Genomic DNA, 23676 nt, shown 5'->3' with positions numbered 1-23676 from the left:
AACCCCCTTCTTGCTATATCACCTCTGAAGCCAATGATACTACCTTCATAAAATTAGCATCCCTAAGTTCTCTTGCAACAGGGCCAAATACCCTTTTGCCTCTAGGGCTTAAATTAGCATCAAGTATCACGCAAGCATTGTCATCAAACCTAACATAAGTTCCGTTCTTGCGTCTTACTTCTTTAGAAGTTCTAACAATTATAGCCTTACAAACATCCCCTTTTTTAACAGAAGAATTAGGAATTGCTTGCTTTACTACAATAGTTATTATATCGCCAATTTTGGCATAACGCCTTCTACTACCACCAAGCACTTTAATACATTGGGCCACCTTGCCACCAGTATTATCAGCAATTGTTAAATAAGTTTGCATCTGAATCATAATCAACCTCCTTTAGAAAAATAAAAACTATTTTAATTTTTCTAAAACCTCAACAAGAGACCATCTTTTATCTTTACTAATAGGCCGAACTTCAATAATTTTAACCTTATCACCAACCTTTGAAACCTCTTTTTCATCATGCGCTTTAACTTTCTTGCTAACTTTTAAATACTTATGATAGATTGGATGCATTTTCCTTTGAACAATTTCTACTACTATGGTCTTAGACATCTTGTCACTAACAACCTTACCAATTAATTCTTTTTTATTTTCTCTTGCCATATTTAAACCTTCCTAATACCTAATTCATATTCATAAATAATTGTATTAAGCCTTGCAATATCACGCCTAATCTCTCTTTTCTTTAAAGGATTTTCAACATGACCAACAACAGATTTAAATCTTAAATCCAAATATTCTTTCTTTAATTCTAGCCTTTTAGCTTTCATATCCTCAAGAGTAAAATTCTTAAAATTTTTTAACATAATTACCTCAAATCTCGCCTTACAACAAACATAGTTTTTACTGGAAGTTTAGAACCAGCAAGTGACATAGCCTCTTGAGCAAGCTCCTCTACAACTCCAGCCATTTCAAACATAACAGTACCAAGCTTAACAGGAGCATTCCAATGATCAACACCCCCTTTCCCTTTACCCATTCTAGTTTCAGCTGGTTTTTTAGTATACGGGATATCGGGAAATATTCTTATCCAGACTCTCCCACCTCTTTTTATTTTACGAGTCATCGCAATACGAGCAGCTTCAATTTGTCGAGCAGTAATAAAACTTGTTTCCAAGGAAACAAGACCATATTCACCAAAAGAAATTTTACTGCCCTTCTGAGCCTCTCCAGACAATCTTCCCCTCTGCTTTTTTCTATATTTAACCTTTTTTGGACTTAACATCTAATTAACCTCCAATATTCTGATCACTAGAATCGACCTTTTCTTTAGAAAAAGAGGAAGTAGATTTATTTAAAAGACCTATTTCATCTTTAGACAACCCATCTTTTTTATTTAAAACCCTAGCTTGTTTTTCATTAGTCTTCTCTCTATTATTTAAAATTTTATCAAAATTTTTAACAGCCTCGCCTCTTTCCCTAAAAGGTTTTTTATTTATTACTTGACCAGCATCAGAATTGGTTTGCCTACCTAAAACTTCACCTTTAAATAACCAAACCTTAACTCCAATAATGCCATAAGTAGTTTGAGCTTCAGAAAACCCATAATCTATATTGGCTCTAAGAGTATGTAGGGGAACTCGACCCTCCTTAACCTCAAAACTTCTTGCAATCTCAGCTCCACCAAGTCTCCCAGCAATCTTAATTTTTAATCCTTGAGCACCTTTTAACATAGAAGTAGAAAGAGATGATTTTAAAACTTTCCTATAAGACACTCTATTTTCTACTTGCTTTGCAATCCCATTAGCAATAATTTGAGCATCAAGTTCTGGTCTTTTGACCTCTTTAATTTTAATACTAATCTTTTTAGAAATTTTTTTAGTTAACAATTGACCAATCTTTTCAAGATTAGAGCCTTTAAGGCCTATCACAGAACCAGGCCTTGGAGTAACAATTACTACTGTTACTTTTTGAGGATTATTTCTAATTATTTCTATATCAGAAATATCAAATTTAATTCCATTAAGAAACTTCATAATTTCCAGTCTTATTAAAAAGTCTTCATGAAGAATTGTAGAATACAATTTTTTATCAAAATACCATTTTGATTTCCAATCCTTATTAATTTTTACTCTTAAGCTATATGGATGTACTTTTTGGCCCATAACCTATCCTTTAATATCTTTTTTTTCATCAACTTCAACAAAAATATGACAATTTCTATTAACAAGCCTATCGGCCCTACCTCTAGCTCTAGGCCAAATCTTTTTACGACGACGGCCGTCATCAACCATAACTATTTTAACAAATATCATATCCTCGGAAAGATTTTTATTATGATACATCGCATTTGATGCCGCTGATCTAACAACTTTTTCTAAAAGTTTAGCTCCTTTATTAGGCATAGAACAAAGCACTGCAATAGCTTTAATATAAGACTTCCCTCGTATATTATCAGCTATTGGCCTAACTTTTTTTGGAGAAGAGGGTAAATTTTTGCCCCTTGCTGTATATCTTCTATTTACAAACATAACTACTTTACTTCCTTCCCTTTTTATCCGACTTAGCATGCCCTCTAAAAATCCTTGTAGGTGAAAACTCGCCAAGCTTATGACCCACAAGATCCTCAGTAATATAAATAGGTATAAAAGTCTTGCCATTGTAAACAGATATAGTAAGACTTACCATCTCAGGAATTATTGTTGAAGATCTAGAGTAAGTTTTAATAACAACTCTCTTCTCACTTCCAAAAGATGATAAAACTTTTTGATAAAGACTCTTTTCTATAAAAGGCCCTTTTTTAATAGATCTTGCCACTACACTCTCCTACTTATTTCTTCTTTTAATAATAAATTTATCTGAATATCTCTTCTTCTTGCGAGTCTTATAACCCTTAGTAGGCTGTCCCCAAGGAGAAACAGGATGGCGACCTCCAGAGGTTTTTCCTTCACCACCACCATGCGGATGGTCAACGGGATTCATGGCAACACCCCTAACCTTTGGCCTTCTCCCAAGCCACCTACTTTTACCAGCTTTCCCTATAGAAATATTGGCATAATCTTCATTCCCAATCTCACCAATTGTCGCAATACATTTTTTGAAAATTAACCTCATCTCGCCAGATGACAATTTTACAGTGACATAGTTCCCATCAGAAGCAAGTATCATGGCATATCCACCAGCACTTCTTACAAGCTGCCCACCTTTTCCCACATTAAGCTCAATATTATGAACAGTTCTTCCAATAGGAATATTTTCAAGAGGCAAGGCATTGCCAATTTTAATTGGGGCATTCGGACCACTTTCCAAAACATCTCCAACCTTAATGCCTTTAGGAGAAATAATATACCTTTTTTCTCCATCTTTATAAACAAGCAAAGCTATATTGGCACTTCTATTAGGATCATATTCAATAGAAGCAACTCGAGCGGGAATGCTAAATTTATCTCTTCGATTAAAATCAATCACCCTATACTTTCTCTTATGCCCACCACCTCTTCTTCTAATACTAATCCTACCAGAAGAATCTCTACCTGATTTAAACTTTTTACCTTTTGTTAAAGATTTCAAAGGATCATTACCTTTGCTCAAATCATCAAAAGATAAAGTCGTCTTATAGCGCAAAGAAGAAGTTTTTGGCTTATAAGTCTTAATACCCATATTTATTTTTCTCCAAAACCACTAAAAAATATCTATTTTATCTTCCTTTTTGAGATAAACATACGCCTTCTTCCATGAAGAAGTTTTCCCCTTGCCTATAGGATATCCTCTTCGAGACACCACAATCTTGGCTTTACTTTTAATATTAAGCAAATTACACGATACTGGAGCAACATTGAAAAGCTTTTTTATTGCTGAACAAACCTCTTTTTTATTTGCTCTTTTATTAACCTTAAAAACATAAACATTAATACTTTCTCTTTGAGTATTGGTTTTTTCAGTAAGCATAGGTGAAATTATTATATCATAAGCTTTCATACTTATCCTCAACATCTTTTTTATTTAACGTAAAACTCATTGAGCTTGATAACAGCAGATTCCAGAGCTATTAAATTCTTAGCATAAAACAAATCAACAACTCTAAGTTTATCAAAAGACAAAATCTTTAAGTCTCTTATATTTTTACCAGCCCTTTTAATCATCTGATCATCATTGCCCAAAAGAATAACCACCTTACCATTGGAACTTGCAAAATTTTTTATTATCAAAGCAAGATCTTTTGTTTTCCCTGATTCAATATTAAAATTCTCAATAACCTTAAAATTATTTTCATCAGCGGCACGTAAACTTAATATAGACTTAAATGCAAGCCTTTTTACCTTTTTGGGCAATCTATAGCTATAATCTCTAGGTTTTGGCCCCAATGCTATGCCTCCGCCAACCCAAATAGGATTTCGTTTTGTGCCCACTCTAGCTCTACCAGTTCCTTTTTGCTTCCAAGGCTTTTTAGAACTACCCCTAACCTCTGATCTAGTTTTAGTTGAAGATGTTCCAACCCTAAGATTAGACAATTCATTTTTTATAGCATTGTAAATAGACCCATGACTAATTTCTATATTAAAAATTCTATCATCCAAATTTATAGTTCCAATCTCTTTCCCATCTTTAGAAAAAACTTTTCTTTCCATACTAAATACCTACTTTTTAGATTTCTTAACAACAACAAAGGAACCCTTAGCACCGGGTACAGCTCCTTTTACTAGAATGGCTCTCTTTTCTTCATCAATTAAAACAACCTCAAGATTTTGAATAGTTTGTTGATTTCCACCCATTCTACCAGCCATTTTGGTACCTTTAAATGTTCTTGCAGGAGTAGTAGCCTGTCCTGTTCCACCAAGATGCCTATGGAATTTTGACCCATGAGAAGATGGCCCACCACTAAAATTATACCTTTTCATAGCCCCCTGGAAACCTTTACCCTTAGTAGTGCCTGTAACATCTACATACTTAACCGACTTAAAAACATCAACTTTAATCTCATCACCAGCATCATATCCGTCAAGCCCCTTAAGCTCTATTACATATTTTTTAGGCTCAATGTCTTTTAAACTCTTATATTGACCTTTTATAGGCTTTGAAACTTTAGAACCTTTAAGATCAACAGAGCCTGCTATAAGAGCGCTATAACCATCTCTATCGACTGTTTTCTTCCCTATAATATAATTGGGCTGAAACTCTATAACAGTAACGGGAACCACAATGCCATTTTTCTGAAATATCTGAGTCATACCAACTTTTTTTCCAATCAATCCCAACATTAAAACACCTCAAATTCATATACTTAAAATATCATTTACTGTTTAATATCTACCTCAACACCTGCTGGAAGCTCCAATTTCATTAAAGAGTCCATTAAAGCAGAAGTGGGTTCTAAGATATCAATAAGCCTTTTATGAGTTCTCATCTCAAATTGCTCTCTTGACTTTTTATTGACATGAGGAGAACGTAAAACAGTGTATTTTTTTATTTTTGTCGGCAAAGGAATTGGACCCTTAATTTGAGCTTTAGCTTTCTGAACAGCCTTAACAATAGATTCGGCACTCTGATCTAATATTTTAACATCAAAACTAAATAATCTTACGCGTATCTTATCTTTAGCAATCAATTTATTCTCCTAAACTTTAAAGAGTATTAAATATATCCCTAAAGTCTTAAACTATTCCAATATCTCAAGAATTCTTCCTGAAGCAACAGTTCTCCCACCTTCTCGAACAGCAAATTCTACATTTTTATCCATAGCTATTGAAGAGATAAGCTCAACAACAATATCAACATTGTCACCAGGCATAACCATTTCTTTACCTTCTAAAGCAACAACACCGGTAACATCGGTTGTTCTGAAAAAGAATTGTGGTCTATACCCTGGAAAAAACGGCTTGTGCCTACCCCCTTCTTCTTTAGTCAAACAATAAATTGAAGCTTTAAACTTCTTATGTGGAGTAATTGTACCTGGAGCTGACAAAACTTGTCCCCTCTCAATATCTTTTTTATCAACTCCTCTTAAAAGAAGACCAACATTATCCCCCGCTTGACCTTGCTCAAGAATTTTCTGGAACATTTCAACACCAGTAACAGTAGTTTTTCTGGTTTCTTTAATACCAACTATTTCAACTTCTTGACCAACCTTAATAATACCTCTTTCAATACGTCCAGTAGCGACAGTACCTCTCCCTGAAATAGAAAATACATCTTCAACGGCAAGTAAAAATGGCTTGTCAATATCTCTTTCTGGAAGATCAAAATAATTATCCATAGATTCAAGGAGTTCTTTAACGCATTTTGTAGATTCAGGATCTTCTGGATTTGACATAGCTCCAAAAGCTGAGCCCTTGATTATTGGAGTATTAGCTGAAAAGCCATATTTTTCAACAAGCTCTAAAACTTCAACTTCAACAAGTTCAACGAGTTCAGGATCTGCCAAGTCTAATTTATTTAAAAAAACTATTATTTTTTTTATTCCCATTCTTTGGGCAAGAAGTAAATGCTCTTTTGTTTGGGGCTCAGCACCACTGTCAGCAGCAACTAAAAGTATAGCCGCATCCATTTGCGCTGCCCCTGTAATCATATTTTTTATATAATCAGCGTGGCCTGGACAATCTACATGAGCATAATGTCTATTAGCCGTTTCGTACTCAATATGCCTAGCATTAATTGTTATTCCCCTTGCTTTTTCTTCAGGCGCATTATCAATATCCTCATACTTTAATGCTTTTGCATCTTTATTTAATTTTGAACAATAAATACTAATAGCCGCTGTTAATGTTGTTTTACCATGATCAACATGACCTATTGTCCCAACATTCATGTGTGGCTTTGTTCTTTGAAAAACCTCTTTTGCCATGATTATCCTCCTAAATTTTACATTTTAAATAGCTACTTACATTTAATCTCTTAAAAAAATTTTTAAAAAATTTATTCTCATCAAAATAAAAGATAGCTACAAATAATCAAAAAAATAAAAAATCAATTTTTAGAAATTGACCCGCACTGCGTGTTTTCCTAAAAAATTTTAATAACTTCAAAAGTTTACACATTTTATAAAATATAGTCAATATGCTTAAACTTTTAAGCTTAATTAATAGTAATTATAATAACATTAAAAATTAATATTAGCTTTATATTACTTAAAGAAAAATACAAAATACTAAAAAATCAAGCTTTAAAAGCAACTACTTAAAATAAGAAATATTCAACCAATACATTAAAAACATGAAATTCAAAACAATAGTAAATAATTTTTAAAATCTAGTCGCAATTTAAAATTGATCAAGCCCCCTTATTTTATCAAAAAGGTTAACACTAGTCTAATAAAAAAATATAATAAAAAATGATGGAAACTCTAAAATTTAAGTTTAAATTACTGTCAATGCTTACAATTTCTAGCATTTCAATTATTTTTATGTCTTGCCTTAAAACGAGCACAATAAAATCAAAAGAATATGCGCAAGAAATTACCTATCTTATTAGCACTATAAAAACCAATAAAAAAATAGAAATAGTAAACTATAAATCCGACAACAAAAATAATCTAATAATTACTCTTAAAAACAGAAGTGGAGAAAATATAAATGCAAATTCATTAGCAATTTTTAAAGAAGGCAGCAAAATAGGTGAATTAATTAGAGAAAAACTTAATGGATTTGAGACAAAAACTTTCCATTTAAAAACTAAAATCAACACTAAAAGAAAAAATACACTATATGTTTTTGAAAAAAAATAATAAAGAGAAGTAATTTAAAACCAAAATTATTAAAATTAATTAAACTTAAAATAAACTCTATTACAAATAAACTATTTAACTCAAAAATAGATTAATAAAAAATCTAAAATCTATTTTAAAAGTCAAAAACATTAAGCTCATTTAAAAACAAGCCAACCATTTTCTTTATTAAAATGCAAATATAAATAAATTTTAATTGCTATTTGTATTTTTTAATTAAAATAGGTTTAGTCCAATAACGAGTACAAGTAAACCCAATTAAAATTATAATTGATAAATAATTTGAAATTATAAAAGCATAACCTAAAGAATTTTCAATTATGCCAAAATATTGAAAAATAAAAACTACTGGAAGACGAATGAACCATAATCTGATAAAAATAATAATCATAGCGATTTTTGTCCTACCAGACCCAATAAGCCCTCCAAAAAATACTTGTTGTAATCCATATCCAAAAGTACCAATGGTTGTTAACAATAAATAATTGTTAGCATAATTTAAAACTTCTAAATCATTTGTAAATAATCTTAATATAAACTCTTTATTAATAAGAACAATTGAATTTATTATTAATAAAATTGCTAAAGAAATAAAAAATCCTTTTTTTAAGACTTCTCCAACCCTATTGATTTTCTTGGCACCAAGATTTTGACCAACAATTGAAATAATTCCAGTACCAATTCCCATAGCAGGCAGAAATAAAAAAGAAATAATGGTGTTTGTAAGTCCATAGGCCGCCAAAAATTTTGAACCAATTTCAATAACGATATAATTGAAGATAAAAAAAGACACCGAAACCATTATTTGTCCAAAAGTTGAAGGTAATCCCAAATTAACAATTTGTTTAATAGATCTTATATCTAACACTAAGTCCTTCGGATAAATTTTTAATCCACGATTTAGCCTATAAGTCAAAAACAAATAAAAAGCAACGGTTAATAATTTTGAAAACAAAGTAGCCCAAGCGGCCCCAGTAATGCCCATATTAAAAGTAAATATTAAAATCGGATCAAGAATAAAATTAACAATATTGGCAAATAAAACTATTATCATTGAAAGGATGGTTTCTCCTTGAGCATTTAAAATATATGTAATTGAAATGCTTAAAAACATAATAGGTATTCCAAAAATTGTCACATAAAAATAAGCTCTTGAAAGTTCTTTAAGCTCGCCTTTTGCACCCAATAAATCTAAAAGATGCTCAATAAAAAAAAAAGCACAAATAGCAACAAATAAAGATAAAGCAAAATTTAAAACAATAAGTTGTCCTGCATATCTTGAAAAACGAGAAAAATTTCCCTCTCCTATACATTTGGACATTAAAGAAATACTTCCCGTAGCCATACCCATAGCAATAGCTATAATAAAAAAATTTACAGGACCAGCAAGCGAAAGCGCTGACAAAGGCATGGCCCCAAGCTTACCAACATAAAACATATCGGTAAGATCATAAAGAGCTTGAATAATATTGGTTATAACAATAGGAAAACTTATTAATAAAAGAACTTTGTATAAATTGCCATTTAATATTAACTCTCTAGTCTTACTCCTATTTGTAGACATAAAATTTTATCCTTGTCTAAAATATTTTTTTTATAAAAACCCTAACCACAAATTTACTTATTATTGATAAATAAATTTTTGATTTTTAATTTTTGAAATTAAAAATCAACATACAATGTCAAAACAATTAGCAGTTAATGTGTTATACATCGCAATGGTTAAGCTACAAATAAATCTATTAACCTGTTGCATTAAAAAACATAACTAAAAACAAAAAATTAACATCCGATATAAAAATTTAACAATATTTATGCTTAGCATAAATAAACAGCAATTAATAAAATTAAAACTATTCTAACAAATTAAAGCAGAGTAATAAACACTTATTTAAAATAATAAGTAGCATTATAAAGACAAAAACTTAAAATCAAAAATACCTCTACAAATTTTTCTCAATTCTTTTATAATATTTTTATATTAAGATCTTTAAACTGTGCAATTGAATAAAATTCAATATATTCCCATTCATAATTCAACCTATTAATGCCCCCTGTTTATTCGTTGTCAAAAATATTTTCCATAAATCATGTATAATATAATAAAGCTTAATATCAAGCTATTGACTTTTAACTTTCTTTATTTTTGCTCCCAAGCTAGTTAATTTATTAGTTACATCTTCATATCCCCTTTCAATTTGATAAACATTTTGAATCTCGCTGCGACCCTCAGCAACAAAAGCAGCAATAAGAAGAGACATTCCAGCACGTACATCTGGAGAAGATAAAATATCGCCCTTAAGAGGAGATTTACCCGTAACCACTACACGGTGTGGATCACAAAGTACAATTTGAGCTCCCATTTTTATTAACTTGTCTACAAAAAACATCCTGGATTCAAACATCTTCTCAAAAATAAGAACTGTACCTTCCACTTGAGTTGCAGTTACTATGATAATACTCATAAGATCTGTTGGAAAGGCTGGCCACGGACCATCATCAATTTTTGGAATGTGCCCACCAAAATCTAGCTTAACTTTTAACTCTTGTTTATCTTTTACATATACATTTTCCCTGTCATATTCAAAATTAATACCAAGTCTTGAATATATATGCCTAATTAATCTGAAATGTTGGGGATCTGCTTTTTTAATTTCCAACTCGCCCCCTGTTAATGCAGCAAGACTAATTAAAGAACCAACTTGCATAAAATCGGCTCCTATTTTAAATATGGTTCCACTTAATTTTTTAACACCCTTTATTTCTAAAATATTTGAACCAATCCCTAAAATATTAGCACCCATTGAATTGAGCATATTACATAAATCTTGAACATGTGGCTCACAAGCAGCGTTCATAATAATAGTATTTCCTTCCGCAAGAACTGAAGCCATAATAATATTTTCTGTAGCTGTAACAGAAGCTTCATCTAAAAACATTTCGGTTCCAATAAGCTTTTTTGCCTTTAAAACAATCCTTCCATCTTTTCTACTTAATTTAGCACCCAGCTTGCAAAGACCATAAAAATGGGTGTCAAGTCGCCTCTTACCAATTACATCTCCTCCTGGAAGCGCCATATCTATTTTCCCAAATCTAGAAATAAAAGGTCCCAATAAAAGTATGGAAGCCCTAATTAAATTTGTAAGAGAGGAATCTATTTCTGTTTTTACAATATTTAAAACTTTTATTTTTAAAGTATTTCCCTCTCTTACAATATCTACTCCTATATCACTTAAAATATCTAAAACAACTTTCACATCATTAATATTAGGAATATTTTTTAAAATAACATCTTCATCAGTAAGCAAGGCAGCTAAAATACAAGGTAAAGCAGAGTTCTTATTACCACTAGCTGTAATTTTACCACCTATCTTAAAACCACCTTCTACAATATAACTATACACAACACATCCTCCTATACATAATAAAACTAATAAAATTAAATCTCGCAAATTAAATTAATTAATTAATTAATTAATTAATTAATTAATTAAATCTAAAGAATATCTTAAAAAATGAATATCAAACAATATCTACATCTTTTAAAATTGATTTACAATCTACATATTCTCTAACAGTCTCTACAGAAAAAGAATGCCCATTCTCATCAATATCAATTAAAACACCATTAAAACCAAGACCTTCCCAAGATTCATCAAATCTCTGATTTAAAAATCCTTTCAAAAATTTATCCACCTCTAAATTGGGGACATATCCAATAACGCTGTCCAAACTTCCAACTCTGCCTAAATCAGTTATAATAGCAGTATTATCTAAAATTCTCAAATCAGCTGTTAAAATCCTTTTACCAGTTCCAAGACAAGCGCTAACTCTTGATTTTAGATAAAAAAACAAAGCATTAACTTCAGCCGTAGTATTTGAATCAAAAAGAACAATAATATTGTTTGTTTGCATTTTGATTTTTTTATAAAAAAAATCAAAACTATAAAAAGGATGATTAAATTTATACTTAGTTATTCCAGTTTGACCTACAATTCTCATCACAGCTAATTTTTTACCATTAATATTATAAACAAAATAAGAATATCCTTTTAATTTTGTAGGACAATTTAAAGGCTTTAAAATAAAATTATACTTATCAAGATCATCAGACAAATCAGGCCTTGTAAAAGCATTTTCACCTAAGGTTAATACATCAACTCCATACTTTTTCAATAAAAAGGCATGCCTTTTCCCAAGACCTTTTAAACCCGTAGTAAAATTATTACCAGATATTACAAAATCAATCCTTTTTCTAACCTTAAAGGATGATAAAAAAGATTTTATCGCAATAATCCCAGCTTTACCAACAACCTCGCCAGCAATCAAAACTCTTAAAGACACAAAGCCTCTCTTTTTATTGATCCAGTTTAAATAACTTAATAAGCAAACTTCTTACAATAAAAATTGACACATAATAGCCTACCAAAACAGCAAAAATAATCATTATGAAAATCAATATAAATTGCAAATAAGGCTTTACAATAAAACTAAATTTAACAACTAAAAGAAACTCTAAAAAAAAAACTAAAAACGTTAAAGATAAGTTCATTAAAGCACATAAAATAAAGCCTAAAATCTTCATTTATTAAGCGCTTTTCTTTTTATAAAAAAAATCATAAACCAAAAATAAAATCATTCCTATAACAACATAGCTATCTGCAAAATTAAAAGTAGGCCATCTATCAAGCCCAAAAATTCCATAAAATTTGAAATCTAAAAAATCCACAACTCCAGAGGGTCTAAACAGCCTATCAATAATATTGCCCACTCCTCCTGAAAAAATTAATAAAAGTGAAATTCTGGCAATATAATTTTTCTCTTTCAAAGAAAGAGAAAAAACAAATACTAAAATGAAAATAGGCATTATGAGAAAAAAAATTGTTTTCAAGCTATAATGAATATTAGAACCCATAGAAAATAAAATACCCGTGTTTCTTACATGTATTATCCTAAAAAAATCCTCAAAAAAGGAAAAATATATTGAACCCAATTTGACATACTTTACAACTAAATACTTAGCAAGTTGATCAAAAAAAATTAAGCTAATAATAAATACAAAAATATTAAAATACTGTTTACTTTTAGCGCTCATAAAAAAATCCTTATAATCCTTATAAATTAGTATCTTTACAAATAAATTTAACCTCTAAATCTTCCTGAATTTTAAAATCTTCCATTAATTTAATTAACCCAAAAGTTTCAGTAAAATAATGACCTGCAAAAATCAAGCTCACACCGCATTCTTCTGCTAAAGAATATATTTGATGAGAAGTATCTCCAGTTATAAACAAATCTATACCATGATATAAAGCCTCTTCAAAAAAAGAGTATCCAGAACCACTAACAATAGCAACCTTATTCACTGATTCTTTAAACTTTTTAGAAAAAAGAATATGTTTATTTTCCTTTTTGATTTTTTCTAAAATTTCAGAAAAGCTAAAATCAGAGTCTGCAATAATTCCTAGATTAAACCCCCCGTAATTTGCAAAACCAAAAGGATTTTTTAATCCTAAAAAATCTGAAAACACTTTACTGTGTGAATAAACAGAATGAGCATCCATAGGTAAATGAATTGAATAAAGAGCTAAATTGTTTTCAATCAAAAGCTTCATTTTATCATACATATTAGAAACAATACGCTCTTTTTTTGACCAAAAAATACCATGATGGGTAATTAAAAAATCATTTCCTTTTGCTTCTTTTAAAGTTGAATAGCTAGCATCAACTGCAAAAGCAACCCTAGTGACTTCAAAATCAAGGCTCCCTACTTGAAGACCGTTTAAGTTTTTATCAACATATTCATACTTCTTTATGTCAAAAATTGAATTAAGTTTAAAAGACAAATCCCTTACTTTCAAATTAAATTCTCCAAATTAAAGCGTAGCTTTGACCTTCTCTTAATCTTCTATAAGAATAAAGATTCTTTAAACAATGCGTACAAAGCTTTGAATTATAAATATTTAAATTAAAATTAGAAAGCAAATTTAAATTAAAACTAGCATTATCAAAATACATTTTACCATCTCTTATTGCAAAAGCAGTATTTAATAAACCTTTGCTAAATTTATTACTTACCTCTTTCAAAAAAATTTCAGAAACTTCATAACAACAAGATCTGTTATAAGGTCCAAAAACAATTTTTAAATTTTTAAAAGATGATCCCATTTTTTCAAACATAAGCAACATTTTTAGAATAATCAAGTTAAAGCTTCCTTTATATCCACTATGAACAAGTCCTATAAATTTTTTCACTGAATCATAAAAATATATTGGAAGGCAATCTGCAAAGTAAGCAATAAGAACTACATCTAAAGAACTAGATATAAGACCATCTCCTTCTTGGAAATTTATAAAATCATCTTCAACTTTATAAATAATATCTGTATGCAATTGCTTTAAATACTTTATTTTTTTTGTCTTGGGGACAAAATCTAAATTATCATTACTAAGTTCTTTTAAATTCAGCTTAAAAGGTTTTTTAGTATAAATCATTCTAACATCGTCAGCTATCCTAAATTCATAATAAAGTTCATGATCTATTGTTTTCATAATTTAAATTCTTCTCCCAAATAAAGCTTTTTAGCTTTTTCGCTACTTACTATATAATCAACATCGCCTTCATCAAGTACTTGCCCCTGATAAACAATATAAGCTCTATCAATTATATCAAAAGCATCCCTCACATTATGATCAGTAATAAGAACTCCAATATTTCTTTCTTTCAAAATTTTTATTATATCTTTTATATCTCCAATCGCAATAGGATCAATACCAGCAAAAGGTTCATCTAAAAGTAAAAAATAAGGATTTACAGCTAAAGCTCTTGCTATCTCTGCTCGTCTTCTCTCTCCACCAGAAAGGGTATAAGCTTTTTGGCTTTGTATTCTTTTTATCTCAAATTCTTTAAGTAAACTCACAAGCTCTATCTTGCGCTCAGCCTTAGATAGATCTTCTCTTCTCTCTAAAGCAACCATAATATTCTCTTCAACTGTAAGTTCCCTGAAAATTGAAGCATCTTGAGGAAGATATACAATTCCTATCCGTGCACGCTCATACATATTAAGAGATGAGATATTATAATCATTTATTAAAACTTTACCTGCATTGGGCCTAATAAAACCTACAATCGTATAAAATGTTGTTGTTTTACCTGCACCATTTGGACCAAGAAGCCCCACAACCTCACCTTTATGGATGTTGATAGTAATACCATTAACAGCAAGCTTTTCACCATACTTTTTAATAATGTTATCCGCTCTTAAAATAACATTATTTACAGAATTAAGATTAAGGCTTTCCTTAATTTCTTTTACTTTATTTTTTTTCTTTAGAAACATCATTTTCAACTTGAGTAAACTCTCCCTCAACGCTTCCCTCAAGCTTATACCTATTAGTTTTTGTATTGAAAATTATTCTTGAAGCAGAATAATAGTTATCTTTTTGATAAATTGCTGGAACCCCCTCAAGAATCATTTCTTTTTCTTCTTTATTATAAGTCCCACTCTCAGATCTTGCAAAAGTATCATCTTTATATATTTTAACAGAATATTGCATAATGTAAACATTAGTCTTATTACTACCTTCAACTCTTTCTGCTTTAATAAGCATATTGTTTTCCAAGTCTTCAAGCTCAACCCCTTTTTGAAGATAAAAATTATCCAATTTTCTATTAAAAAACAAAAACTGCGCCTTGACATGCATCTTATTCTTATAATCTTCATAAAAAACATTGCCCCTGGCTTCAAGACAAGATCCATTTTCTCCATAAATTTCAATTTCATCTGCTATAAGTTTAAAATCTGACGAAACAACCTCTGAGTTCCCTTTTAAAACAATTTTTTTATAAAAAGAAGAAACTATTCCTTGTGCAAAATCTGACTTAAAGGTAAAATTAGTACTTCTCTCCTGATTTCCCTTAACCATATCAGATTTAGACCTAGATTCTTTTTGTATTGCTTGAATATTGTTAACAAAAATAATTAAAATCCATATTAAAATCAAATCCTTCAATTCATGATTCCTTCAACTCCAGAATCAAAATAAAAAACATTGCTCTTTAAAAAATAAGAAAATCCTTTTCCTTTTATTTTGCTATCATTAAATCTAATTAATACTAACTCATTTGGGGGAGATTGCAACTTCTTATCTTTATTTTTCCATAAAATTCTATTTGAATTAAGTAAGTAATAACTATTCTTATCTTCTATTTTAAATTCTACAGAATCTCTCATATCCAAATCTTTTGTAATATAAGAGCCTTCTAAATTATTAAACTTACCTGAAATTTCATTATCTAGCGAATGATATAAAAACCTTCCATTCTCTGCCTTATAAATTTTATAGTCATTAAAATAACTAAAGCTTAAAGACTCTAAAACAGTTTGCTCTTTATTATATACAACATCATAATACTTGATTCCTAATATCTGTATTGAAGGAAACTTTTTAGCCGCATCAGATCTATTAGAATATTTATCATAATCAAAAGTGCAAGCAAAAAACAAAAATAACAAATAAAGCCTAAGTATTCTCATAAATATTTTTCACAAGATTAAAAATTTCTTATTTCAATTGACAATCTGTTAAACATAACAATATAACATTAAAAACTTTATCAAACAACTTATTTATATAATCAATTATAATGTAAAACATAAAAGCAAAATAAAAATACTGCTTTCAAGAACAGTTTTCTTATAAAAATCCTTCTAAAAATGCAACAAATTAAAACAAAAGTATGAAAATTGCTTTTACTTTGGACAAGTATTAAATTGGCAAGCAATTTAATACTTGTCGCTTTAAAAAATAGATTATAAAAATTAACAATAATAGTGTTCACATTCATCATCTCTTTTGTAGTTTAAAATTTCATTTTCTTTAAACCAAATTGGTATTTCACGAATCGCATCTACCTCATTTGCAGATGCATGAATCACATTGTAAATTGAAAAACCTTTTTCATTTGAATACCTAAAACTATGATAAGAGAAATCTCCTCGTATTGTTCCTGGAATGGCTAATCTTGGCTCAGTAGCGCCACAAAGCTTTCTGACAACCTCAATGCTTTCAACTCCTTCAACAACAAATGCAAAAACAGGAGAATTTGAAATAAATTTAATTAAAGACTTCCAAACCGACTCACTATGCCTAAAGGCAATATCATCATACAAATAATGTTTTTTTGCTAGACTTTCATTAACAATAAGCATTTTAGCAGCTACTATTTTTAAACCTACCCTTTCAAATCTAATAATTACATCGCCAATCAAACCTCTCCTAACCCCATCTGGCTTAATAATACATAAAGTTTTTTGCAATAACATTGACATAAAATCCTCCTAAAATTTAGGACACGTATTTAAAAAATCATCAAATAAAATTAAAATATTTATTTAATGCTAAAAGCATATCTTATTAATTAAATTTATACGGAACACTACAAGTTATAAAGCGCTTAAAATTACATTAAAAAATCATAATACAGCTTTTACAAAATTAATAATTATATTCCAAAAGGAAGAACTCCCATAGTTTTTAATTTTATCTCTTCTTTAACCTTAGAAACAGCATCATTTAAAGCAGATTTAACCATTTGCTCAAAAGCATCATTGTCTAAATCATTAAAAAATTCCTTATTAATTGAAACTTTTTTAACATTAAATTCACCATCCATCTCAATAACAACAATATCACTGCCGGCTTTACCACAAACAGTAATTTTAGACATTTCCTTTTTAATATTATCAATATTATTCTTAACATTAGACATATTTTTCAAAAAATCTAACGGATTTACTGCCATATTTTTATCCCTCCAAAACTTCACTTGCTCCAAAAATATTTTTTACAGTTTTTAATTTTTCAAAATCCTTTTCAAGAATTTTGAAATTTTTTTGAAACACAATGCTTAAATTGGGAAATTCTTTATAAAATTCAGACCTTATCTCACCTTTATAATTTTGAAGCTCATTATACTCGAATTCACTAAATACCTTATAATAAAGAATATTGCCATCAATAACAACCTCTCCTGAATGAACTAAAGTTTGAATATATCTTGAGACAATATAGACAAACTTATCTCTTATATCAATAAAATCATTTGCTTTACTTGAATTATCATCCTCAATAAAAATTTCGTCAATCTCGTTAATGCTATTGGCCTCCAAAAGATTTCTATCAATTTTTGTTGACAAATTTTCATCACAACAAGTCTTTTCTTTTTCTAAAGATTTAATCTTAGAAAATTCATACTCTAAGCCAGTTTTTGTTGGAATAAAAGCTGAATCAGCCTTACTCTTTTCATTTACCAAAACATCAAATTTGTTTGAATCTAAAGCCATATTTTCTAATAAATCGTCCTCAAGATTTTGAATTTGTTTTATTAAAACATGATTTGGAATATAGTTTTTAAGTCTTAAAATTTTAATAAAATTAATCTCAAGCTCATATCTTGGATTAACCGAAAATTGCAAATCCCTGTAAGTTTCAAGCAAAACTACAATAATTCTCTCAAGATAATTTAGATCAAAATTAATTAATTTCCTTCTTAAATCCTCAGATTTAATCCCAATAAACTCAAAATTTTTAATACCTATCTTCAAAAACAATGCCTCTCTAAAAAATTCAATTGAATCTAACAAAAATTGCTCATAAGACACGCCCGCCAAAAAAATAGAATCAAGAACGCAAATCAACTCTTTTACATCTTCACTAAGAATGCTAACTGATAATTTCTCTAAAAATTCATCATTGGTTAGGCCCATCTTAGATCTTATTTGATCTAACTTAATGTCAGAATTAGTAAAAGAAACCACCTGATCAAAAAGAGTGTAGGCATCTCTTACACTACCACTACTTTTATATGCAATCCATTTTAAAGCCTCATCTTCGTATTTAATATGATCCTCAAAACAAACCTTCTTAAGCATATTATAAATATTTTCTAAAGATAAAAGCTTAAAACTAAAATGTTGGCATCTGCTTTTTATTGTCTCTGGAAGCTTATGTGACTCTGTAGTAGCAAAAATAAAAACAATATAATTTGGAGGTTCTTCAATTGTCTTTAAAAGAGCATTAAAAGCAGAATTAGAAAGCATATGAACTTCATCAATAATATATATTCTATATTTAGAAATTGCAGGAGGAAACATTATTTCTTCTTTAATCTGTCTAATATCTTGAACCGAAGTATTTGAAGCACCATCAATTTCAATAACATCAAGACTACTATCATTCTCAATAGATTTACAATTTCTACACTCTCCACAAGGCATAACTGTCGGACCATTTTTACAATTTAAGCATCTAGCAAAAGCCCTAGCTGATGAAGTCTTACCAACACCTCTTGGCCCTGAAAAGATATAAGCATTTGCTATTTTATTTTTCTCTATAGAATGCTTTAGGGTTTCAACAACAAAATCTTGCCCTTCAAGAGAATTGAAATCTCTGGGGCGTTTCTTAAGAGCAGTACCTCTTGAAGACGCCATTAACTTTTTACCTCCCAATAATTTAATAAGCAAAATGCTATAAATACATACTATACAACATATTTATATCTCAAAACTATTGCTTTAAAAGAATTTTATAAATTTTTATAAAACATAAAAAATATCTAACAAAAAAGGCTTCCCAATAAAACATAATAAAGCTGAAAACTTTAGCAAGATAAATCCAGATCTTAACATAAAGCAAAGTATTATTTTGACTTAAAATTAAACCTAAGACTTGCGTACTCACCAAAAAATCACTTACCGCTGCTACCTTCCAGTCCTGACGGGATTTGGCGACACTTGATAGTACGGGTCCTAGGAATCGGAGAGAATGGGATTCGAACCCATGATACATTTTACGTATACACGCTTTCCAAGCATGCGCCTTAAGCCACTCGGCCATCTCTCCAAACTAATAAACTTTTCGTGTCCAAGAGGACTTGAACCTCCGACCTTAAGAATCGCAATCTAACGCTCTATCCAACTGAGCTATGGACACAAACAATTAGTTTTTATTGTAATAAAAATTACTATTTATTACAATAAAAACATTCAACAGAAAATGGAGAAGTTGTGAGAACCAAAATAATCATTTTTCCTTTAATATTATTATCTATTTTATCATGCTCTAAATCAGTATCAAGTGAAGTTAATTATGAATTTAGAATTAAAACTAAAAATATCAAAAAAAAAGAAATACTAAAAAATAATAGTATTCTCCACATAGATGCAAAAATCCCTTTTATGGAAAATACAAACTTCGAATTTGAAAATTTTATAAAAAAATGGAAAAAAGACGTCGAAAATAAAATATCAAAAACCAAAAATTCAAAAAATGAATATTTTTATTTTTCCAGCTTTACAATATTTAAAAATGAAAATATAGGCATTACATCTATTTTATATAAAGAATCATTTAAAGAAAAAGAATCAAGCGCCCTCTTAAAATATTATTCTTTAAACTTAAAAGGAAACAAAAAAATAGAAATTTCAGAAATAATATCAAAAGATCAGCTAGACTCTCTAATAAACGTATTAAAAGAACAGATAAAACGCAAGATTAAAGATCTTAATGCTAAAGATCCGCACAATCCAAAAGAATTGGAAAAAAAATTTACAACAATCTTTCCAAGATATAAATACTACTTTAAAAATAACCAAATTATTATTTTTTATAATCCATTCTTAATTGATTGTAAAAAATGTGATAAAATTGAGTTTCAATTCCCTATACATGAAAATACAGAAAATGAACACCGGCCTAATAAAAACTTACAGTTTTCTTAGCCTTTTTAATGCTTAAAATTAAATTACATAATTATGATAATTACGGAGAGGGTGAGATTCGAACTCACGGTAGGCCTACACCTACAACGGTTTTCAAGACCGTAGCATTAAACCACTCTGCCACCTCTCCGGGATTTAAAATAAATTTTAATAAATAAAGTATTCACTGTCAAGATTTATATAATTACGGAGAGAATGGGATTCGAACCCATGGTCCCCTTTTAAAAGGACAACTTCTTAGCAGGAAGCCCCATTCGGCCACTCTGGCATCTCTCCTACAATATTAATACATATTATCTTAGAGGTATTACTATTGTCAACTAAATAGAATTACAAATATTAATAATTTATTCTAAACTCTTTATAAGCTTCTATTAAATTTTGAAAATCTCTAATAGAAATGCCAATTTCAGAATAAATACATTCTTCATACAAAATCTTTTGAACCATTTTTTCCTCATTATTGCTAAATTTTAATTCAATGCACTCATTTTTAATTCTCCAAATATATGTATTTACTCTTATATTGTGATCAAAAACAAAAACAGGATCTCTCAAATTTAAAGAATTGTCAATAAAAAATAAATACTCCAAATACCAATTTACTCTTAAAGATGCTGCAAATTCTTCAAGCAAATTTTCAATTAACATATCCTCGCTAGATTCAAACAATTTTAAAAATTTTGAATAAGGCCCTGGATTAAACTCGCAAAGTTTTTTCATGTAAAAATAGGCATCCTCAAGATCACGATTTCTAAGAAAAAACAAGGTTGCATACAAATATATCAAATCTAGGTTAGAATAATCATTAACCATTCTCTCAATAGACTTTTTGGGAGAAAATTTCAAAAGCTCAATTGTTGCAATATGCATATTATAGATTGTATAAATATTTGAAAAATTCAAAATGGCTTTAACATAAGACGTTGTTGCTTGAGTCATATTACCTATTTTATGGAATATAGTTGCCCTATTGTGCCAAATATACTTAGAATAATAAGAATCTGTTAAAAACTTTTCAGAAAGCTCAATTGCCCTACTTATTTCTCCAATAGAATAGAGATAATACATTAAATAATTAACAACAAGGGCAAGATTGGCATCAAAAAAAATTTCGTCTACTTTCAAAAAACTTACCGTTTCGAGAAATTCGCTATTTTTTAAAATCCAAATATTAAGCTTAACTAGAGAATTGTTTTGATCCAAATCTCTGGCCTCAAAAAACAATTTCAAAGCCTCGTCCTTGTTGCCCAACATTTCAAATAAAACAGCACCATTGTTTAAGGCTTGTATAAAATCGGGTTTTTGCTCTTTGGCTTTCAAAAAACAACTTAACGCAAGTTTATATTCTCTTAAATTAAAATAAAAAACACCTAAATTATAATTCTCAAAAGGGCCTAGATCATTTTTGTTTTTTTCAATTTTACCATAATCTATAAGCTTAACTAAAAAATTATATTCACTCAAAACATCAGGATAGGTATTTAAAATATATAAAAGCGCCTTATAATCCTTTTTCTTGAAATAAATAAGCGCTTTAAGTGAAAGAGAATCAAAATTTTCATCAAAAACATCTAAATTATCAAGAGAATTTTTAAAATCTCCATTTTTATAAAAATTTAAAGCTTTCTCAAAACTAAAGTTATTCATATTTTTTAAAAATCTCCATAGGCCTTACAGAAATTTCCTTCGAAAAAGAAGTCTTATTAACGCTTTTATCTAAATTATAAGCAGCAATACTAATATAATAAAGCCTTCCATCTTCAAGTCCTGTAATCTTAAAAGAAGTTTGATTTCCAACATCAATAGGAGAAGTTAAAACGCCCCCGATTTTTCCATAATAATTTCCAGAGGAAACCCCAATATAAATATAATATCCTTCAACACTACTATTAACAACAGGAATCCACTCAATAAAAACTTCTCTTGAACCTGGAATAACTTTTGTTATCACAGGAGGAAATGGAGCTGCTTCGGGAACATAGGTGATCGACATACTATAAAGAGAAGGACTACTTACAGAATCTCCACTAGGATAAAATTCAACTTTTATTTGAATATATTTTGATATCTTTGAATCTGGAAAGTCTTTTTTAGGATCAAAATGAATCCATGCCCCAGTTAAATTTTTTTTAATATTTCCATAACTATCTGTATCATAAAATACCTTATTATCTAATCTGTAATAATAAATAATCTCTGTATCCTTAGGAACATTAGAATCAACATCAAAAGACAATACTTGAGAATAATATTTAGAAAGCTTAATAGGTTCTGTAATAATGAATCCCATATTCTTTGAAAAAAAAGCATTATTAACCTCTTCAAAACTTTTATGTATTTCCAAATTCTCAACAGCACCAGTAAAATAAGTTCCCAAAGTAAAATCAATAAAATTGCCAATACTTAATAAGTATCCTGCCCCCTCCTTCTTGTCATCTGTTATATATTCTATTGCCTGAGGTTTAGAATCTATCAAATATTCAAGTATGCCGTCCCTTTGCCTATATCGCAAAGTATGCAAATGCCATTTCTTTGGAATAAAATCATCATTGCTCTTCATTCTAATTTTGATAGGATTTTTATTATCTTTTAAAAATACATTGTTCAAAACCCAAACAAAATTACCCTCGTCACTTTCTAATCTAATAGACTGATCTACCCACAAATTATTAATATTTTTGTAACCATCCCAGCTAAAAATAATCTCTCCTGTAACAGAGGTTGTTCGATATACCCAAAACTTAATAGTAAAATCAGAAACAGTATTCCCCGAGGAAAAGAAAGCTTTCTTTGTTAATGGCTTAAACTTAACAGGATTTTGATTTGAATAAAAAATTAAAGAGCCGTTAGATACATTACGAAATTCATTTGAAACTCTCAAACTTTTTGCACTAACCAAATAGTTTGAAGATGCGTCTTTTAATTTATTATCCCTTCCTATTTCTAAGCGCAAATCAATATTATTTAAATCTAAAACGGCTTTATATCTATCCAAATAAATGCCTAACAAACCTCTCATATCCCTTTCAAAAGTAATATTGCTAGAATCTTGAATAAATTTAAAATTTTTTTTTGAATCAAGTATTAATTTCAATTCTTGAGATAAAAGAACAGAAAAGCACAAAAAAAATATCAAGGGCATTAAAATTAATCTCATTTTTGACCTTTAT

Annotated in this window: 30 protein-coding genes, 4 tRNA genes and 1 other RNA gene; 2 read left to right on the top strand and 33 right to left on the bottom strand. The window is 29.3% G+C overall.

Annotated features, from left to right (window positions below; translation table 11 throughout):
• Positions 1–13: 13 nt before the first annotated feature.
• From rplN to tuf, 13 genes are read right to left on the bottom strand one after another with little or no spacing between them, the layout of a single operon-like run.
• Positions 14–382, bottom strand: coding sequence for a 50S ribosomal protein L14 (rplN, locus tag QIA31_RS02980; protein WP_301394190.1), 369 nt, complete (start codon positions 380–382; stop codon positions 14–16).
• A 27-nt stretch (positions 383–409) separates the two neighbouring features.
• Entirely contained in the window at positions 410–664 is a 255-nt protein-coding gene (gene rpsQ, locus QIA31_RS02975; RefSeq protein ID WP_002557078.1) for a 30S ribosomal protein S17, read from the bottom strand.
• Between the two features lie 2 nt (positions 665–666).
• Positions 667–867, bottom strand: a complete 201-nt coding sequence (rpmC, locus tag QIA31_RS02970; RefSeq protein WP_014023713.1) for a 50S ribosomal protein L29 — start codon at positions 865–867, stop codon at positions 667–669.
• Between the two features lie 2 nt (positions 868–869).
• Positions 870–1286, bottom strand: a complete 417-nt coding sequence (gene rplP / locus QIA31_RS02965; RefSeq protein WP_301394189.1) for a 50S ribosomal protein L16 — start codon at positions 1284–1286, stop codon at positions 870–872.
• Between the two features lie 4 nt (positions 1287–1290).
• Entirely contained in the window at positions 1291–2166 is an 876-nt protein-coding gene (gene rpsC / locus QIA31_RS02960; RefSeq protein WP_301394188.1) for a 30S ribosomal protein S3, read from the bottom strand.
• A gap of 3 nt (positions 2167–2169) precedes the next feature.
• On the bottom strand, positions 2170–2532 hold the full coding sequence (gene rplV / locus QIA31_RS02955; protein WP_151074184.1) for a 50S ribosomal protein L22: 363 nt from the start codon (positions 2530–2532) through the stop codon (positions 2170–2172).
• Between the two features lie 7 nt (positions 2533–2539).
• Positions 2540–2818 carry a 30S ribosomal protein S19 gene (rpsS, locus tag QIA31_RS02950; RefSeq protein ID WP_002557073.1) on the bottom strand — a complete coding sequence of 93 codons (279 nt, stop codon included), beginning with the start codon at positions 2816–2818 and terminating at the stop codon, positions 2540–2542.
• 9 nt (positions 2819–2827) lie between these two features.
• Entirely contained in the window at positions 2828–3661 is an 834-nt protein-coding gene (gene rplB / locus QIA31_RS02945; RefSeq protein ID WP_151060129.1) for a 50S ribosomal protein L2, read from the bottom strand.
• Positions 3662–3682: 21 nt separating this feature from the next.
• A complete protein-coding gene (gene rplW, locus QIA31_RS02940) occupies positions 3683–3979 on the bottom strand; it encodes a 50S ribosomal protein L23 (RefSeq protein WP_151060128.1) in 297 nt (98 codons plus the stop codon).
• Between the two features lie 20 nt (positions 3980–3999).
• Positions 4000–4629, bottom strand: coding sequence for a 50S ribosomal protein L4 (gene rplD, locus QIA31_RS02935; RefSeq protein ID WP_301394187.1), 630 nt, complete (start codon positions 4627–4629; stop codon positions 4000–4002).
• Positions 4630–4638: 9 nt separating this feature from the next.
• Positions 4639–5259, bottom strand: a complete 621-nt coding sequence (gene rplC, locus QIA31_RS02930) for a 50S ribosomal protein L3 (RefSeq protein ID WP_301394186.1) — start codon at positions 5257–5259, stop codon at positions 4639–4641.
• 35 nt (positions 5260–5294) lie between these two features.
• On the bottom strand, positions 5295–5606 hold the full coding sequence (rpsJ, locus tag QIA31_RS02925) for a 30S ribosomal protein S10 (protein ID WP_002557068.1): 312 nt from the start codon (positions 5604–5606) through the stop codon (positions 5295–5297).
• Positions 5607–5657: 51 nt separating this feature from the next.
• Positions 5658–6842, bottom strand: a complete 1185-nt coding sequence (gene tuf / locus QIA31_RS02920; protein WP_301394185.1) for an elongation factor Tu — start codon at positions 6840–6842, stop codon at positions 5658–5660.
• A gap of 489 nt (positions 6843–7331) precedes the next feature.
• Here tuf and QIA31_RS02915 point away from each other — a divergent pair, with 489 nt between their 5' ends.
• Complete coding sequence (locus tag QIA31_RS02915) at positions 7332–7721, top strand: hypothetical protein (protein WP_301394470.1); 390 nt, start codon at positions 7332–7334, stop codon at positions 7719–7721.
• A gap of 199 nt (positions 7722–7920) precedes the next feature.
• Here QIA31_RS02915 and QIA31_RS02910 read toward each other — a convergent pair whose 3' ends face one another.
• The 16 genes from QIA31_RS02910 to QIA31_RS02835 all read right to left on the bottom strand — a co-directional run bounded on the left by QIA31_RS02910 (position 7921) and on the right by QIA31_RS02835 (position 19715).
• On the bottom strand, positions 7921–9285 hold the full coding sequence (locus QIA31_RS02910; RefSeq protein ID WP_301394184.1) for an MATE family efflux transporter: 1365 nt from the start codon (positions 9283–9285) through the stop codon (positions 7921–7923).
• A 556-nt stretch (positions 9286–9841) separates the two neighbouring features.
• Positions 9842–11125: a UDP-N-acetylglucosamine 1-carboxyvinyltransferase gene (gene murA, locus QIA31_RS02905; RefSeq protein WP_301394183.1), complete on the bottom strand. Its 1284-nt coding sequence runs from the start codon at positions 11123–11125 to the stop codon at positions 9842–9844.
• Between the two features lie 118 nt (positions 11126–11243).
• Positions 11244–12065 (bottom strand): TIGR00282 family metallophosphoesterase, encoded by an 822-nt coding sequence (locus QIA31_RS02900; RefSeq protein ID WP_301394182.1) that lies wholly within the window; start codon positions 12063–12065, stop codon positions 11244–11246.
• A 13-nt stretch (positions 12066–12078) separates the two neighbouring features.
• A complete protein-coding gene (locus tag QIA31_RS02895) occupies positions 12079–12273 on the bottom strand; it encodes a hypothetical protein (RefSeq protein WP_363325309.1) in 195 nt (64 codons plus the stop codon).
• 36 nt (positions 12274–12309) lie between these two features.
• Positions 12310–12816: a signal peptidase II gene (gene lspA / locus QIA31_RS02890; RefSeq protein ID WP_301394181.1), complete on the bottom strand. Its 507-nt coding sequence runs from the start codon at positions 12814–12816 to the stop codon at positions 12310–12312.
• 19 nt (positions 12817–12835) lie between these two features.
• The gene (locus QIA31_RS02885; protein ID WP_301394180.1) at positions 12836–13582 is read right to left on the bottom strand and encodes a Nif3-like dinuclear metal center hexameric protein; all 747 of its coding nucleotides are present in this window, start codon (positions 13580–13582) and stop codon (positions 12836–12838) included.
• A 1-nt stretch (position 13583) separates the two neighbouring features.
• Positions 13584–14273: a peptidoglycan editing factor PgeF gene (gene pgeF / locus QIA31_RS02880; protein WP_301394179.1), complete on the bottom strand. Its 690-nt coding sequence runs from the start codon at positions 14271–14273 to the stop codon at positions 13584–13586.
• The gene (gene lptB / locus QIA31_RS02875; protein WP_301394468.1) at positions 14270–15061 is read right to left on the bottom strand and encodes an LPS export ABC transporter ATP-binding protein; all 792 of its coding nucleotides are present in this window, start codon (positions 15059–15061) and stop codon (positions 14270–14272) included. Before lptB ends, pgeF begins: the two co-directional genes overlap by 4 nt.
• The gene (locus tag QIA31_RS02870) at positions 15039–15734 is read right to left on the bottom strand and encodes an LptA/OstA family protein (protein WP_301394178.1); all 696 of its coding nucleotides are present in this window, start codon (positions 15732–15734) and stop codon (positions 15039–15041) included. Before QIA31_RS02870 ends, lptB begins: the two co-directional genes overlap by 23 nt.
• Positions 15731–16258, bottom strand: coding sequence for a hypothetical protein (locus tag QIA31_RS02865; RefSeq protein WP_301394177.1), 528 nt, complete (start codon positions 16256–16258; stop codon positions 15731–15733). The genes QIA31_RS02870 and QIA31_RS02865 overlap by 4 nt, the downstream gene beginning before the upstream one ends.
• Positions 16259–16543: 285 nt before the next feature.
• A complete protein-coding gene (locus QIA31_RS02860; RefSeq protein ID WP_301394176.1) occupies positions 16544–17053 on the bottom strand; it encodes a nucleoside-diphosphate kinase in 510 nt (169 codons plus the stop codon).
• Between the two features lie 173 nt (positions 17054–17226).
• Positions 17227–17526, bottom strand: a complete 300-nt coding sequence (locus QIA31_RS02855) for a YbaB/EbfC family nucleoid-associated protein (RefSeq protein WP_301394175.1) — start codon at positions 17524–17526, stop codon at positions 17227–17229.
• 4 nt (positions 17527–17530) lie between these two features.
• Positions 17531–19213 (bottom strand): DNA polymerase III subunit gamma/tau, encoded by a 1683-nt coding sequence (gene dnaX, locus QIA31_RS02850; protein ID WP_301394174.1) that lies wholly within the window; start codon positions 19211–19213, stop codon positions 17531–17533.
• Between the two features lie 227 nt (positions 19214–19440).
• An RNA gene (gene ffs / locus QIA31_RS02845) (signal recognition particle sRNA small type) lies at positions 19441–19536 on the bottom strand.
• A gap of 3 nt (positions 19537–19539) precedes the next feature.
• A tRNA-Ser gene (locus tag QIA31_RS02840) sits at positions 19540–19625 on the bottom strand.
• A 16-nt stretch (positions 19626–19641) separates the two neighbouring features.
• Positions 19642–19715, bottom strand: a tRNA-Arg gene (locus tag QIA31_RS02835).
• A 74-nt stretch (positions 19716–19789) separates the two neighbouring features.
• Between QIA31_RS02835 and QIA31_RS02830 the strand changes: the two genes are divergently transcribed.
• Positions 19790–20503 carry a hypothetical protein gene (locus tag QIA31_RS02830; RefSeq protein ID WP_301394173.1) on the top strand — a complete coding sequence of 238 codons (714 nt, stop codon included), beginning with the start codon at positions 19790–19792 and terminating at the stop codon, positions 20501–20503.
• A 43-nt stretch (positions 20504–20546) separates the two neighbouring features.
• Here the strand turns inward: QIA31_RS02830 and QIA31_RS02825 are convergent.
• From QIA31_RS02825 to QIA31_RS02810, 4 genes are all read right to left on the bottom strand, one after another.
• Positions 20547–20633 (bottom strand) — tRNA-Ser (locus QIA31_RS02825).
• A gap of 57 nt (positions 20634–20690) precedes the next feature.
• Positions 20691–20779 (bottom strand) — tRNA-Ser (locus tag QIA31_RS02820).
• A 63-nt stretch (positions 20780–20842) separates the two neighbouring features.
• A complete protein-coding gene (locus tag QIA31_RS02815; RefSeq protein WP_301394172.1) occupies positions 20843–22153 on the bottom strand; it encodes a tetratricopeptide repeat protein in 1311 nt (436 codons plus the stop codon).
• Positions 22146–23663: a fibronectin type III domain-containing protein gene (locus QIA31_RS02810; RefSeq protein WP_301394171.1), complete on the bottom strand. Its 1518-nt coding sequence runs from the start codon at positions 23661–23663 to the stop codon at positions 22146–22148. The genes QIA31_RS02815 and QIA31_RS02810 overlap by 8 nt, the downstream gene beginning before the upstream one ends.
• Positions 23664–23676: the final 13 nt, after the last annotated feature.

Source organism: [Borrelia] turdi (genome assembly GCF_030439285.2).
Lineage (GTDB): Bacteria > Spirochaetota > Spirochaetia > Borreliales > Borreliaceae > Borreliella > Borreliella turdi.
Note: the sequence above shows the minus strand (reverse complement) of the source record. Positions and strands in the feature narration are given on the sequence as shown.